The organism is Planobispora rosea (assembly GCF_014648175.1).
In the GTDB taxonomy this organism is placed as follows: domain Bacteria; phylum Actinomycetota; class Actinomycetes; order Streptosporangiales; family Streptosporangiaceae; genus Planobispora; species Planobispora rosea.
In genome coordinates this window covers 149,423-164,794 of the sequence record NZ_BMQP01000007.1, presented here as the reverse complement: position 1 = coordinate 164,794, position 15,372 = coordinate 149,423, and the positions used below count along the sequence as shown (strand labels likewise).

At 73.3% G+C, this 15,372-nt stretch carries 10 protein-coding genes; 6 read left to right on the top strand and 4 right to left on the bottom strand.

Annotated elements, in window-relative coordinates; all coding sequences use genetic code 11:
* Positions 1-9: 9 nt before the first annotated feature.
* The 6 genes from IEZ08_RS09505 to IEZ08_RS09480 all read left to right on the top strand — a co-directional run bounded on the left by IEZ08_RS09505 (position 10) and on the right by IEZ08_RS09480 (position 8,958).
* Positions 10-3,492, top strand: a complete 3,483-nt coding sequence (locus IEZ08_RS09505) for a serine/threonine-protein kinase (RefSeq protein WP_189242009.1) — start codon at positions 10-12, stop codon at positions 3,490-3,492.
* Between the two features lie 35 nt (positions 3,493-3,527).
* Positions 3,528-4,367: a neutral zinc metallopeptidase gene (locus tag IEZ08_RS09500; RefSeq protein WP_068921620.1), complete on the top strand. Its 840-nt coding sequence runs from the start codon at positions 3,528-3,530 to the stop codon at positions 4,365-4,367.
* Between the two features lie 196 nt (positions 4,368-4,563).
* Entirely contained in the window at positions 4,564-5,946 is a 1,383-nt protein-coding gene (lysA, locus tag IEZ08_RS09495) for a diaminopimelate decarboxylase (protein WP_068921621.1), read from the top strand.
* On the top strand, positions 5,943-7,253 hold the full coding sequence (locus tag IEZ08_RS09490; protein ID WP_068921622.1) for a homoserine dehydrogenase: 1,311 nt from the start codon (positions 5,943-5,945) through the stop codon (positions 7,251-7,253). The genes lysA and IEZ08_RS09490 overlap by 4 nt, the downstream gene beginning before the upstream one ends.
* 58 nt (positions 7,254-7,311) lie before the next feature.
* Positions 7,312-8,019, top strand: a complete 708-nt coding sequence (locus tag IEZ08_RS09485) for a VOC family protein (RefSeq protein ID WP_068921623.1) — start codon at positions 7,312-7,314, stop codon at positions 8,017-8,019.
* A gap of 144 nt (positions 8,020-8,163) precedes the next feature.
* A complete protein-coding gene (locus IEZ08_RS09480) occupies positions 8,164-8,958 on the top strand; it encodes a polysaccharide deacetylase family protein (protein ID WP_176728401.1) in 795 nt (264 codons plus the stop codon).
* Positions 8,959-9,061: 103 nt separating this feature from the next.
* Here the strand turns inward: IEZ08_RS09480 and IEZ08_RS09475 are convergent, their stop codons facing one another.
* From IEZ08_RS09475 to IEZ08_RS09460, 4 genes are read right to left on the bottom strand one after another with little or no spacing between them, the layout of a single operon-like run.
* Positions 9,062-10,864: a glycosyltransferase family 2 protein gene (locus IEZ08_RS09475; RefSeq protein ID WP_189242008.1), complete on the bottom strand. Its 1,803-nt coding sequence runs from the start codon at positions 10,862-10,864 to the stop codon at positions 9,062-9,064.
* A gap of 52 nt (positions 10,865-10,916) precedes the next feature.
* The gene (locus IEZ08_RS09470; protein ID WP_189242007.1) at positions 10,917-12,872 is read right to left on the bottom strand and encodes a glycosyltransferase; all 1,956 of its coding nucleotides are present in this window, start codon (positions 12,870-12,872) and stop codon (positions 10,917-10,919) included.
* The gene (locus IEZ08_RS09465; protein WP_189242006.1) at positions 12,872-14,554 is read right to left on the bottom strand and encodes a glycosyltransferase; all 1,683 of its coding nucleotides are present in this window, start codon (positions 14,552-14,554) and stop codon (positions 12,872-12,874) included. Before IEZ08_RS09465 ends, IEZ08_RS09470 begins: the two co-directional genes overlap by 1 nt.
* The gene (locus IEZ08_RS09460) at positions 14,551-15,054 is read right to left on the bottom strand and encodes a hypothetical protein (protein ID WP_189242005.1); all 504 of its coding nucleotides are present in this window, start codon (positions 15,052-15,054) and stop codon (positions 14,551-14,553) included. The genes IEZ08_RS09465 and IEZ08_RS09460 overlap by 4 nt, the downstream gene beginning before the upstream one ends.
* Positions 15,055-15,372 lie beyond the last annotated feature (318 nt).

Sequence of the window (15,372 nt, the reverse complement as noted above, 5' to 3'; positions counted from 1 at the left end):
CCATATCTGATGGATGCTCTCACTCCTTCTGACCCCTACCGGTTGGGACGCTACTGGCTGGCCGGGCGGCTCGGCTCCGGCGGTCAGGGCGTGGTCTACGAGGCGTACGGCGAGGCGGGCGAGCGCGTCGCGGTCAAGGTGCCCAGGGCCGACGACCCCGCCTCCAGGGCCCGGCTGGCCAAGGAGGCCGCGGCCGCCCAGCGGGTGGCCTCGTTCTGCACGGCCAGGATCATCGAAGTCAGGACCGACGTCGCCCGGCCGTACATCGTCAGCGAGTACGTCCCCGGTCCCAACCTGCGGCAGGTGATCGCCGAGGAGGGGCCGTACCGGGGTGACGCGCTGCGGCGGCTGGCGATCGGGGCCGCCACCGCACTGACCGCCATCCACCAGGCCGGGGTGGTGCACCGCGACCTCAAACCCGACAACATCATCCTCGGTCCGGACGGGCCACGGGTGATCGACTTCGGTCTCGCGCGGGAGACCGGCCCCACCACGACCGGGCCCCTCATGGGCACCCCCGCCTACATGGCGCCCGAGGTCCTGGCGGGCCGCGGCGCCACGGCCGCCGCCGACGTCTGGGCGTGGGGACTGGTGGTGCTGTTCGCCGCCTCGGGGCGGGACGCCGTACGGGGTGAGGATCCCGCGGCCGTCATGACCGCCGTGCTCGATTTCCGTCCCGACACGGGCGGCCTGGCGGAACCCCTCGCCGCCCTCGTGACGGCGGCGCTCTCACGCGACCCCGCCGACCGGCCCGCGGCCAGGGACCTGCTGCTCGCCCTGCTCGGCGAGGTGGAGGGCGACCGGCTGCTGGACGAGGGCGGGAGCGTCGCCGCCCCGCTCGCCGGGACCGCGGATCCCGACCTGGGCACGATCGCCGAGGCCCTCTTCGAGGAACTCTCCGAGAGCGAACGGGCGGCGGCGCCCGACGTCTTCCTGCGGATGGTCGGCGGCGACGGGACGATCAGGCAGGTCTCCCGGGAGGAACTCGCCGGAACCGAGGCGGTGGACTCCCTGCTCGCCCTGTACGGCGCGGCGGGACTGGTCACCGCGGAGGACTCGGCGTACACGCTGGCCAGACCCGCCCTGATCCAGGCCTGGCCGCGGTTGCGGCAGTGGGTGACGGACAACCGCGAGGGCCTCCCCGTACACCGGCGGCTGACCGAGGCCGCCCGGTTCTGGGACGACCACGGCCGCAAGCCCGGCGACCTGCTGCACGGCTCCAACCTCGACAGGACGCTGCGGTGGGCCGCCGCGGAACGCAGGGACATCACGCTGCTCGACCTGGAGCGCGCGTTCCTCGACGCGGCGGCCGGGCAGTCCCGGCGTCAGTCCCGGCGCCGGGGCCTGCTCGCCGCCGCGCTCGCCGTCCTGCTGGTGGCGGCGCTGGGGGCGCTCGGGCTGGCCGAGTACCGGCGCGGGATCTCCGACCGCCAGCGCGACGAGGCGACCGCCCGATCGCTCGCGCTGCGCGCGGCGGGCCTGCGCGAGACCGATCCCCGGCGGTCGATGCTGCTGAGCGTGGCGGCCTACCGCCTGGCCCCCTCACTGCCAGAGACCCGCGGGGCGCTGTACGAATCGCTGGGGCAGCGCACCGTCGGCATGTTCACCGATCCGGACATGAGCGCCGACACCGTGTACACCGCCAGTCGGGACGGGCGCGTCCTGGTCAGCGTCCGCGGCGGGCGGGTGAGGCTGTGGGACGTGCGTGAAGGCAGGCAGACCCGTACGTTCTCCGGAGTGAGCCCGACCGCGAGAGAGGCGGCGCTCAGCCCGGACGGGACGACTCTGGCGATCCAGGATGACGACCGCGTGCGATTGTGGGACGTCGCGACCGGTGGGACGGTCGGAGAGGCGTTCGCCCCGGGAGCTTCCCCCGGCGGCATCGAACAGCTGCGGTTCGACCCCGGGGGACGGCTGCTCGGCGTCCCCGACGATGAACGCGAGGGCCGGCTGCGCTGGTGGGACGTCGAGAGCGGGACGCGCGTGCGCATGGACGCGGTCAATGCGGACGGCACCCTGGGCATCGCCTTCTCCACGGGGAGCGGTAAGGCGGAGTTGTGGGACTTGACCGACAACCGGCGGATCGCGGCTGACTGGCTTCCCGCGAAGAAGCTGATCGGGCAGGCGGAGTTCAGCGGTTCCACATTGGCGGTGTCCGAGTTCCTCCCCGAACTGGGCAATTTCAGTCTCCGATTCTGGCGGGTGCCCTCCGGGACGGCGCTCGCCGCTGATGGAACAGGTGCACAGAGGGGGGCGCCGGGCGAGGTGGGGCAGCGCTTCGCCCTCGGTTTCGGCGGGAAGTTCGTCGCCTCGTGGAGGGACAGGCACCTGCTCGTCCTCCGGCTCGCGGACCAGCAGGTCGTTCTCATCCAGGATTTCCCGGACGTCGTCGATGACGTGCACTTCGACGAGGAGGACCGGGTCATCAGGCTGAGCACGGGCACGGGAGAGATGCGCTCCGTCGATGTGGCCTTCCTGTTCGACCGGCCCGTGCAGCCCGCCTCCGCAGACGGTGTCGTCAGGCTCAGTTCGGACGGCCGGGTGCTCGCCGTTCACGCCGACGACGAGCTCCGTCTCTGGGACGTGCCGGGCGGCAGGCCCATCGGGACTCCCAGGACGGTGCCCGGTACGGCGCTCGCGTTCAGCTGGGACGGCAGGAGAGTGGCCGCGGGAGGTGACAGGCGGGTCGTCGTCCTCGACGCCGTCACAGGTAGGGAGATCAGCGATATAACGGTTGCGAATCCGAAGGCGCGCCTGGTGTCGGGGCTGGCACTGAGCCCTGACGGCACCGCGCTGGCCGTCGCCTCGGGGGAGAGCCCCGAGCCGTGGCAGACCTTGCCGATCGAGTTGTGGAACGTGGACCGGCCCTCGGTCACCAGGGCGACGGTGACCGGATCGGAGGATATGAGCTACCGGCCGGACGGGAAGCTCCTGGTGACGGAGATCTCACCGGAACTCAGGCTGGCGGAGCCGGGCAGCGGCACGCCGGTGGAGCGGCCGGGCGGGCTGGGCAGCCTCGCCGACGGTCCCTATGCCTTCAGCCCCGACGGACGGCTGGTCGCCATCGGCCTGCATGACCGGCTGCTGGTCTGGCGGGCGGACTTCACCGGTCCCGTCGGACGGCCGTTCACCGCCGTTCCGGCGTCCGAAGCGTACGTCCTCGCCTGGTCGCCGGACGGCCGCACCATCGCTGCGTACGAGAGCGCCGACCGGATCCGGCTGTGGGACGTCGAAGACCGACGGCCGCTGGGAGTGCTCTTCGAGGGATGGGGCCCCGAGAACGGCTTCGCAGACAGCGCGTCGCTGGCTTTCAGCGCCGACGGCCGGACCCTCTACAGCGCGACCCCGGACGGGTTCGTGCGAGGGTATCCGCTGGACGGCGAGCGGGCGGCGGCGGCGGTCTGCGAACGGGTGGGCCGGACGCTCACCGCCGCGGAGTGGCGCGACGACGTACCGGATCGTGAGCCGATCGAAGTGTGCGGCACCCAGTAGATTGGGATGAATCATCCAGAACGCGGGGAGGGCCAGTGAGCGGTCCGCGGGACTGGTCCCCCGGCGAGGTCCCGCGCAGAGGTGCGATCCGGCGGATCCTCCCGGTCCTCCTCGTCTTCGCCGTGATCGTCGGCGGAGCGGTCTGCCTCCGGTCTGACCTGCAGAACCTGCTCGGCACGGCGCCCGGATCGGCCAGGGCGGAGGTGGCGGCCCACCGCTTCTACACCGGCAGCGGGCCGCTCGGCGGCCGGTGCGAGGGGCTGCCGGAGGAGCTCGGCGCCGACACCGGCGCGACGCTGAACGCGCTGGCGCACTGCCTGGACCGCACGTGGAGGGCCGCGCTGGAGCCGGCCGGGATCGACTACGAGGAGCCCGAAGAGGTACGGCTGGTCGGCTCTCCCGAGGAGGCGGCCTGCGGGACCGAGGACTTCGACTGGGCCGGGATCTACTGCGGGGGAGAGGGGATCGTCAACGTTCTGGTCGAGGACGACCCCGATTCCCCCGACGGCCGCGAGATCTTCCCGATGATGTTCACCCTCGCCCACGAGTACGCCCACCACGTCCAGGCGGTCGTCGGCATCTCCGCCCAGGACGGGTCGGAGGTCTTCGACGAGGCGTGGTCCCGGAGGCTGGAACTGCAGGCGGACTGCCTGGCCGCGGCGACGCTTCGCGACGTCCAGCCGTACCTCCTGAACGACCTGCGCCGGTCGCTGGCCTACGGTACGGAGACGGGCGCGACGGAGGAGGTGGCCGCGGAGCGGCGTGACTCCCACGGCTCGTTCCGCAGCAGCGCCCTGTGGATGCTGCGCGGTCAGAAGGCGGGCAGCGCCGGGGCCTGCAACACCTGGAAGGCGCCGGAGAAGGAAGTCTCGTAGCCGGAGAAGCCCTCCCGGGGCTGTCCCCGAGGTCTCCCGGCGTCGGCCGTTCTCGACCGTCAGATGCTTCTGTGACGCCAAAATATGCGGTACATCTTGTGCAAATCGTGAAAAGTTCGCGTGCTGCGGGGTGATCCTGTCTCGCCAGGTGGGCACTCGTCCCACGGGGATCAGCGCTTCCGATAGCCTCCTTTGGGTGAGTCGATTCGTCCACCCCGCCGGTGACCGGCACGCCGAAGTGCTGCCCGAGGACCGGCCCCCGCACGCGCCCGCCGACCTGAACGTCCTCGACCCGGCGATCTGGCCGCGAACGTCGGGCCGCTCCGACGGCGCCGTCACGATCGGCGGCGTCGATGTCAGAGACCTGGTCGCCGAGTACGGCACGCCGCTCTACGTGGTGGACGAGGAGGACTTCCGCTCCCGCTGCCGCGACTACCGGGCCGCCTTCACCGACGGCGAGGTCCACTACGCGGGCAAGGCGTTCCTCTGCCGCGAGGTCGCCCGCTGGATCATGCAGGAGGGCCTCGGCCTCGACGTGTGCAGCGCCGGCGAGCTCGCCGTCGCGCTGAGCGTCGGGTTCCCGCCCGAGCGCATCACCATGCACGGCAACAACAAGTCGCTCGCCGAGCTGGAGCGGGCCGTCGAGGCGGGCGTCGGGCACGTCGTGGTCGACTCCTTCGAGGAGATCGCCCGGCTCGGCTTCCTGGCCGACAAGCACGGCAGGCGGCCCAAGGTCATGATCCGGGTGACCGTGGGCGTGGAGGCCCACACCCACGAGTTCATCGCCACCGCCCACGACGACCAGAAGTTCGGCCTCTCCCTGAACAGCGGCGCCGCGGCCGAGGCCGCCCGCCGCATCCTCGCCCTGCCCCAGCTGGAACTGGTCGGCCTGCACTCCCACATCGGTTCGCAGATCACCGACACCGCCGGGTTCGAGGTGGCCGCGAGCCGCCTGGCCAAGCTCCTGGTGCAGATCAAGGAGGAGCACGGCGTCGTCCTGCCCGAGCTCGACCTCGGCGGCGGGTACGGCATCGCCTACGTCGAGGGCGACGAGACGCTCGACGTGAAGGAGATCGCCGACAGCCTGCGCGAGATCGTCGCCAAGGTGGCCCGGTCCGCGGACCTGCCGGTCCCCACGCTCACCGTCGAGCCCGGCCGGTCCATCGCCGGGACCGCGGGCGTGACGCTCTACGAGGTCGGCACGATCAAGGACGTCGAGGGCCTGCGCACCTACGTCAGCGTCGACGGCGGCATGAGCGACAACATCCGGACCGCGCTCTACGGCGCCGACTACACCGCGCGCCTGGCCTCCCGGGAGAGCGACGCGGAGCCGATGCTCTCGCGCCTGGTCGGCAAGCACTGCGAGAGCGGCGACATGGTCATCCGCGACCTGTGGCTCCCCGGGGACCTGGCCCCCGGGGACCTGATCGCCGTCGCCGCGACCGGGGCCTACTGCCGTTCGCTCGCCAACAACTACAACTACCTCCCCAAGCCCGCGGTGGTCGCGGTCAAGGACGGGACGTCCCGCGTGATCGTCCAGCGGGAGAACGAGGATGACCTGCTGAGAGGCCAGCTGTGAAACAGACCGCAGGCAGACCGCTGAAAGTCGCGCTGCTCGGCTACGGCGTCGTCGGGTCCCAGGTGATCCGGCTGATGCGCGAGCAGGCCGCCGACCTCGCCGCCCGGATCGGCGCCCCGCTGGAGCTGGCGGGCGTGGCCGTACGCCGTCCGGGCCGGGTACGGAGCGTCGAGGTGGACCCCTCACTGATCACCACCGACGCCGAGGCCCTGGTGACCCGGGAGGACGTCGACATCGTCGTCGAGGTGATCGGCGGCATCGAGCCCGCCCGCTCGCTCATCCTCGCCGCGATGAACAGCGGCAAGTCGGTCGTCACCGCCAACAAGGCGCTGCTGGCCGAGGACGGCGCGACGATCCACGCGGCGGCCCGGGACAACACCGTGGACCTGTACTTCGAGGCCGCCGTCGCGGGCGCGATCCCGCTGATCCGGCCGATGCGCGAGTCCCTCGCCGGAGACCACGTGCACCGCGTCCTCGGCATCGTCAACGGCACCACCAACTACATCCTCGACAAGATGGACTCCTCCGGGGCCTCGTTCTCCGAAGCGCTGGAGGAGGCCCAGGCGCTGGGATACGCCGAGGCCGACCCCACGGCCGACGTCGAGGGCTTCGACGCCGCGGCCAAGGCCGCGATCCTGGCCGGGATCGCCTTCCACAGCCGGGTGACGGCCGCCGACGTGCACCGCGAGGGCATCACCGAGATCACCGCGGCGGACGTGGCCGGCGCCAAGGAGATGGGCTACGTCATCAAGCTGCTGGCGATCTGCGCGCGCTCGGAGGACGGGCGCTCCTTCGGCGTCCGGGTGCACCCGGCGATGATCCCCAGGACGCACCCGCTCGCCGGGGTCCGCGAGGCCTACAACGCGGTCTTCGTGGAGGCCGAGTCCGCCGGGCGGCTCATGTTCTACGGTGCGGGCGCCGGGGGCGCGCCGACCGCCAGCGCGGTGCTGGGCGACATCGTGGCCGTGGCGCGCAACCGACTGGCCGGCACCTGCGGCCCGGAGGAGTCGACCTACGCCGACCTGACCGTTCACCCGATGGGCGAGACCGTCACCCGCTACCACGTCTCCCTCGACGTGGCCGACAAGCCGGGCGTGCTCGCCCGGGTCGCCGAGATGTTCGCCAAGCAGGACGTCTCCATCCAGACGGTCCGTCAGGAGGGACTCGGCGCCGACGCCCAGCTCGTCCTCGTCACCCACCGGGCCAGCGACGCCGCCCTCTCGGCGACGATCGAGGGCCTGCGCGAGCTGGACATCGTGCGCGACGTGGTGAGCGTCATGCGCGTCGAGGGCGAGGACGCCTCGTAGGACCCCGTACGGCGGCGGCCGTGCCCGCCGGACGCCGGATTGCTGCGATCATGGCGGCATGGCAGATATTCCGGACAACGGTAGGCGGCTGACCCGGCAGGAGGTCTCCGACGCCGTCGGCGACCTGGGCTGGCGATACGTCCTGGGGGCCCTGCAGACGTCGGTACGGGCGCCGTCGCTGCGCCGGGCGGTCGACGTCGCCGCCCGCGTGACGGAGGCGGCCGGCGACGGCGCCGACGGCAGTCTCTGGATGGACGTGCGCGCCGACCGGCTGGTGCTGACCCTGCAGTCGCTCGCCGCGGCGACGGTGACCCCCGCGGAGGTGGAGCTCGCCCGCGTGATCTCCGAGGCCGTACGGGAGCTCGGACTGCGGCCCGGCCCCGAGGTCGCGAGCGCGGAGACCCGCTCGGTCCAGCTGGTCGAGATCGCGATCGACGCGCTCGACATCTCTCGCATCCGCCCTTTCTGGAAGGCGGTGATGGGGTACACCGACGAGGCCGGCGCCTCGGGGCCGCAGGACGCGATCGTCGATCCTCTCCGTCACGGCCCGGCGATCTGGTTCCAGCAGATGGACGCGCCGCGCCCGCAGCGCAACCGCATCCACCTCGACATCTCCGTCCCGCACGACGAGGCGCCGCATCGCATCGGGGCCGCGCTGGAGGCCGGGGGCGTGCTGCTGTCCGACGAGGCGGCGCCGTCCTTCTGGGTGCTCGCGGACGCGGAGGGCAACGAGGCCTGTGTGACGACCTGGCAGGGCAGGGACTGAACCGCTTGGTGTGGGGTTGGTATGGGGACGGTCTGGCAGGCGCCATGGATAGGTATGGTGCTTTCGTAGTACTGATCCCGCCAGGCCGTCCCGCCCGCCCCCGGGCGCCCGGCCCGCACCCCGAGCTCGGAGGGACGCCCCATCGTGAAGCCCGTGTATCCGGCAGGGATCCTGGTGGCGCTGGCCGTGGCGGTCCTCCCCGGGACTCCGGCCCAGGCGACGGACGCCAAGCCCCGGACGATCGTGGCCCTCACCTTCGACGACGGTGACGCCACGCACCTGGCGGCCGCCCGCATGCTCCAGAAGCGGGGCATGCGCGGAACCTTCTACATCAACAGCGGGACCGTCGGCGGGGAGGACAAGCTCACCGGCCGCCAGCTGGCGGCGATCGCCAAGGCGGGGCACGAGATCGGCGGGCACACGCTGAACCACACCCGGCTCACCGAGCTCCTGCCCGAGCAGCAGCGCGCGCAGATCTGCGACGACCGCCGCGCCCTGATGAAACGGGGCTACAAGGTCACCACCCTCGCCTACCCCTTCGGGGTCGCCGACGCCGATGCCAGGAGGACGGCGCGGCTGTGCGGGTACGGCGCGGCCCGCCAGGTCGGCGGCCTCAAGCAGTGGGGATGCCCCGGCTGCCCCGCGGCGGAGACGCTTCCTCCGGCGGACCGCTGGGCGATCCGCACGCCGCGCTCCTTCGAGGAGGACACCGAGGTCCGCCAGATGAAGCAGCTGGTGCTGAACGCCGAGAAGGCCGGGGGCGGCCTGGTCCCCCTGGTCTTCCACCGCGTCTGCGACGACTGCGGCCTCTACTCGACCCCGCCGGAGCGGCTGGGCGAGTTCCTCGACTGGCTGGCGAGCAGGAAGAGCCGCGGGACGGTGGTCAGGACCATGGCCGAGGTGGCCGGCGGCAAGCCCAGGCCCGCGCCCGGGAACTGAGTCCCGGGTCCGCGCGGGGGCCGGCCCTCCGGGGCGCAGCCCAGAGACCGGGCCCAGGCTCACGCGAGGGCCGGACGGTCGGCCGGACGGTCAGGCCGGACGGTCAGGAGCCGCTCCAGAGACGCCGGAGCCGGTTGCGGGTGCGCCGCAGCAGGGAACGCTGGGCCGCCCGCCGCAGGGCCACCGCCTCCAGGCGGCGCTGCTCGGCCTTGTCCCGCCACCGGGCCGTGTCGCGTTCCCCCTTGGCCACGGCCGCGCGGAGCTCCCGCACCTCGGCCTTGAGCGCCGCGACCTGACGCCGGGCCCGCTCGGCCTCCTTCCCGCGCGCCTCGGCCTCGGCACGCCAGCGGGCGGCCTCGCGGTTGCGGTTGGACGCCCACGAGGGGTAGGCCCTGGCGGCGGGGCGGAACGTCCACGACTCGCCGTCCAGCCAGGCCATGCCGTACAGGTCGGCGATCACGTCGTCCGGGGACTCGCCCTCGCGGGCGACGAGCGCCGCCCTGGCCACCGCGGCGGTCCGTTCCAGCCGGGCCGCCACCACCCCTGACTCGTTCTCGTCCAGGGCGACGAGCAGCAGACCGGCGCCGTCCTCCTCGGCCCGTTCGATCAGCGACCCGAGGGTGTCCGCGCCGGGCACCCAGCCCGCCGGACAGGTGAGGCGGAACGGCGCGGGGGCGGGGGCGGGCTCGTCGGCGAAGACGACGCGGCCGTCATGGGCGTACTGGGCCCGGAGCAGCCGCAGGTCGAGCAGGGGATCGTCGAGCGGGGTCCGGAGCCCGCCGGCGGGTGACGACAGCGACGACAGCGACGACAGCGACGACAGCGACGACAGCGACGACCAGGGGCCCGTCACGGTGACCCGGACGTCCGGCAGGGCGCTCGCCAGCGCCCCGTCCACGCTCGCGCGCACGTCCTCGAACGAGGCCTCCCGGGCGTCCACCACCACCTCGACGTACGGCACCAGCCACTGGCGGCCCGGGTCCGTGCGCAGGTGGCGCCGGTAGGGGATCCGGTCGGCGACGAACGGGGCGGTGTACCGCCGGACCTCGGCGCCGCGCCGCATCGCCGTGGTCGTCCCCAGGTGCCAGGCGAGGGCCTCGGCGTCGGGGACGAACACCGCCCCCGCCTGGGTGAGCCGGTAGCCGAGGTCGGTGTCCTCGCCCAGCGTCAGCGAGGGGTCGTACCCGCCGGCGGCGCGCAGCAGCCCGGCCGGGGCCGAGACCGTCGCGCCGACGTGGATCCGGTGCAGCAGGGCCTCCGGCGCGTCGCGGAAGCCGCGGTACCCGGCGACGAGCCGGTCGATCCAGTCGTGCCCGTTGTCGGGATCGAGCTCGAAGAGGGAGTCCGCCCCGCCCTCGGCGACGGCGGTCCGGACTCCGGCGGGCACGGGAAGGGTTGCGGCGAGGGCGTCCCCGGCGTCGCCGGACGGGGGCCCGCCCGCGGCGGTGAACCGCAGCGTGCCCGTGACCACCAGGTAACCGGCCAGGTGGTGCCAGCGCATGTGCGCCTCGACGTGCTCCCGGTAGGGCACGACGTCGGCGTCCATCCGGTGGATCACCTCGCCGCCGACGGCGGCCGTACCGCACTCCAGGGCCCGGGCGACGCCCCCGTCGCCGGGGGCGGCGCGGACGAGGCGGGTGTGCTCGGGGGCGATCTCCGGGATCCGGAGCGGGGGAGTGCTGCCGTCGTCCACGACGACCACCTCCAGCAGGTGGCCGGGGTAGGACTGGGCGGACAGGGCCGCCAGGGTCAGGTCGAGCTTGTCCTGGCCGCCGCGGGCGGGGATCACCACGCTCACCGGCAGGCGCGGACGCCACTGCCCGAGCGCGGGCGGATCCAGCACGCCGTAGTCGTTGCCGGGGATGCGGGGCTCGGGCCTCCCCCCGGCGTCTCCACGACCGGTCATGAAATCCCCTCCGCCGGCCTCACGACCCCGGTGACGACCTCGGCGAGCCCGATCACGGAGCCTCCCCCGGGAGTTCCATGAGCGCGTTGGGCCGGAAACCGCGCCACTGGCGCTTGTTGCGCCGCAGGAACGTGCCGATCGGCTCGCGCCAGGTGTGGCCCGCCACGTTGCCCCGCCGCAGGATGTACCCCAGCCCGTGGGTGCGGTAGATCTGCCCGCCCGCGGCCTGTACGGCGTGCTGGAACTGGGCGTCGACCGTGCCCGGCAGCGGCCGGAAACCGCCCACCGCCTCGAAGGCCGAGCGCTCGGCGAAGATCGTCCCTCCGGCGATGAAGTTGGTGATCTGCTCGGTGATCTGCTCGCGGTGCACGGTCACGCCGATCGAGGCCAGGTAGACGAACTCCGGGACCGTGCCCACGACCTCCGCCCCCGAGTAGGAGTGCGCCAGGAGCAGGTCGGACAGGAAGTCCGGGCCGTACCAGTCGTCGTCGTCCATCTTCAGCAGGTACGACCCCGAGGCCCTGGCGGCGGCCTCGTTGAGCACCTCCCCGAACACGGTCCGCCCCTCGGCCTCGAACACGGTGACCGGCCGCTCGAAGGACGCCAGCGCCGCCGCCACCTCCGGATGACCGGCGGGCACCCCGTGCAGGGCGAGGATCACCTCCAGCTCCGCGCCACGCTGCCGGCCCACCTGCTCCAGCGCGAAGCCCACCATCTCCGGGCGGCGGGTGGCCAGCAGCACCGAGGTCAGGGGGGCGGGCGCGGAGGGCGCGCCCAGCTGCTCCCAGCGGGTGCGGACGCCGTGCGTGCGCAGGGCCTCGCGCCGCAGCCGGACGCTGTACTCCTCCCGCACCAGGTCGTCGCCGAGGTCGTCCTCGCCCACGGATGTGATCAGCCGGATCAGTTCCGGCCCGAGCGCGCCGGCCCAGGCCGGTACGGCCTCCGAGAGGAGGGGGACACCGGCGGCGGCCAGCCCGGTGACGACCCGCAGCGCGGCGACGGGCCCGGTGTGGCTGCGTCCCCAGTCCACGCGTACCCCGCGGACCTGCCTGATCCGGCTGACGTCGACGTCGGTGACGCATCCGGAGGCGGCGAACCGGGTGAGCGTCCGGTCCTCGCAGGCGACGGCCCAGCGGCCGGTGTCGAGGGACAGGTCGGCCATGCCGAGCGCGGGAACGGTGACGAACCCCGTCGGGTTGACCGAGCGGTCGTCCACCGGCGGCACGGCGCGCGGGTCGGACAGGTCCGCGAGGCCGGTCCTGAGGATCTCGTCCCCGCCGGGGCGGCCGAGCCGCTCCCAGCTCACCAGCTCGGCCAGGGGGCGCTCCACCGGCACCTCCTCGCCCTCCCACGGCTCGGCGTCCTGATCGGTGGTGCGCAGGACCACGTCGCCGCCGCGTGCGCCGAACCGGTCGGGGACGGGCCCGCTCACGTCCGCCGGGGCCGCGTTCGGATCGCCGGGACGCCAGTGCGCCGCTCCGGGGCCCGCCAGCGCGGCCACCGGCGCCGCGACGGCGTCCAGCCGGTACCCGGCGAAGGCCCGGGCCGTCGCGGCCACGGTCCGGCCCGCGGGGACGGGCTTGGTGAAGCGGGCGTCCACCACCCACGTGGACGCGCCCGGCCGGTACACGCGCAGCTCGGTGAGGGCGCGCCAGCGGTGGGCGGGGGTCGGCGACAGGACGGGCGCGGTGTACCAGGGGGGCGTCTCCGCCACCGCCACGATGACCCGCGAGGCCGCGGGGAGCAGCGCCTGTACGGTGGCGGCCCTGCGGATGTCGGTCGGCGTCCGGGCGAGGACCACGACCTCGGCGGCGTCCTCCCCGGCCGGGGGCGCGCCCGTGAGATCCCCGTCCAGGTCCACCACCCGGTACGGTTCGAGCCCGGCGAGCGTTTCGAGCCCGGCGCAGTAGACCACCACGTGCCGTCCGCCGCGCTCCTCCGCCGCGCGGACGAGGTCGATCAGACGGGGCACCGGCCGTTCGTCCGGCCGTTCGTCCGGTCGTGACATCAGCCGGTCTTCCTCTGCCGCATGGCCGAGGTGATGAGCCCGCGCAGGTGCCCGCGCGACCGCTCCTCCTCCAGCCGCCCGATCTCCGCGCGCAGCCGTTCGGTCTCGGCACGCAGGGACTCCACTTCCTGCCGCAGGCGCTGCGCCTCCCTGCGCGACCTCTCCGCGCCGGCCCGCCACTTCGCGGGGTCGCCCGACAGGGGCCCGGCCTCCTCGGCGGTCGTCACGCCGAACTCCTCCGCGCTCACCCAGAACGAGCCGAACAGCTCGTGCACCAGGTCGTCCAGGTCGTCCAGGTCTTCCGAATCGTCCAGGGCATCCGAATCATCCAGATCATTCAGATCGCCAGGGTCGTTCAGATCGCCAGGGGAGCCGTCCGCCACCAGCGCGGCCCTGGCGAAGGCCGCCGCACGCTCCAGCCGCATGGACTCGACCCCGTCGGGGCCCTCGTCCAGCACCACGTTCAGCAGGCCGTACCCCTCCCGCTCGGCCAGCCGTACCAGCTCCGCGAGGCTGTCGGCCCCGAGCACCCGCCCGGCCGGGCAGGTCAGCCGGAACGGCGCGGGGGCCGGGGTCGGCGCGGTCTCCCCGGCGAAGGAGACCCGGGGCTCGTGGGCGTAGAGGTTGCGGACCAGGCGCAGGTCGAGCAGCGGATCGTCGAGGGACGGGTGGCGCCCCCCGGTGAGGTCGCGCCACGGCCCGAGCACGGTGACGGCGACGTCGGGCAGGGTCCCGGCGAGCGCGGAGTCCACGCTCGCGCGCACGTCCTCGTAGGAGGCGCCGCGGGCGTCCACGACCACCTCGACGTACGGCACCAGCCAGTTCCTGCGCGGGTGGGCGCGCAGCCAGCGCAGGTCGGGGATGAGGTCGGGCAGCAGCGACCAGTTGTGCCGGTGCACCTCCTTCTCCCGGCGCATGACCGTGGAGGGGCCGAGATGCCAGGAGCGGGCCTGCGGGTCGGGCACGAAGACCGCGCCCGCCTGGGCGAGCCGGTAGCCGAGATCGGTGTCCTCGCCCATGGTGAGCGCGGTGTTCAGCCCGCCTACCGCGCGCAGCAGGGCGGCGGCGACGGAGGCGGTGGCGCCGGAGTGGAGGCGGTAGGCGCCCGCGCCCGCGTCCCGCAGCCCCCGGGTCTCGGCCAGGACTCCCGCCCGGTAGGCGTGCGGGCTCGCCTCGTCGAACAGCGCGGCCGCGGCGCCGCTCCCGACGGCGGCGAAGACCTCCTTCGGGGAGGGGGCGGTCCCCTCCGGGGTGAACAGGACGTCGCCGAGCACGACCGTGTAGGGGGCGAGGTGGTGCCAGCGCATGTGCGCCTCGATGTGCTCCCGGTCGAGGATCATGTCGGAGTCGACCCAGTGCACCACGTCGCCGCTCGCGGCCGACGCGCCGGTCTGGCGGGCCCAGCCCCGGCCCCACCGGCCGTCCGGGACCCGCACGATCCGGGTGTTCGCTGGGGCGAGGCCGGGCACGCGCAGGGCGGGAGAGCTGCCGTCGTCGGCGACGATCACCTCGATCAGCCGCGCGGGGTAGCTCTGCGCGGCCAGCCCGGCGAGCGTGCGCTCCAGCGCGTCCTGGCAGTCGTGCGCGGGGATCACGACGCTGACCGTCAGCCTGGGCCGCCAGTCGCCGAGGGCGGCGGGCCGCAGCGGCCCGTAGTCGTTGTGCCGGATCCGCGCCGTCATGCTCCGTCCCGGCGGCCCGCCCGAACGTCGGTCCCGGCGGTCCCGGCGGTCCCGGCGGTCCCGGGCATCCCGGAGGCGATCCGGGGGAGGAGGTCGTCGACCAGCTCTTTCATCTCCTGCCGCAGGGACATCGCGTGGAGCCGCTCCTCGCCCAGCGACGCCAGGATGGCCCGCAGGTCCTCGTCGTGCCGGTGACGTTCCCGCCCGAGTGACTCGGCGATCTCGCCGATCCGGGAGTCGAGCCGCTCGACCGCGGCGGCGACCTGGGCGATCCCGGTCTCGCATCGCTTGGTCCTGGCGTCGGCGCGCAGGGCCTTGCCGTCGACTCTGCGGATCTCCGTGACGATGAGCAGCTGGACGCCGAGCAGGACGGCGGCCATGCCGAGCAGCGCGGCGACGGCGGGGGAGACGGCGCCGGCACTCGCCAGCGTCACCAGGGCGATCAGTATCACGGACCCGGCGGCTGCGGCCAGGATCAGCAGTTGTCGCGGCGTGGGCATCCGTGTCGGCACCTTTCATGCTCTCTTCGTCATCACCCGCCGATGGGGGAACTCACGGGACTTATCCACTGCCCGGAGATGGATACATCATTAAATGTAACGTTTGAAACTATATGAGCTCTCCGTGGTTGCTGAGAGTCGCCTTCCGAGATCGCCGCGGCCCAGGCGGGAGAGGTGGGGGATGGGTTCCGGATGTGCTAGAGGCTCCCATTACGGTCATGCGGAATCCGCGGGAGCGGGATGGCCGGCGCTCCGGAGACCGGCGGCTCCGGTGTCGCCGGCGGGCGATTCCAGCTGGGCATTTCAGATCAAGATACT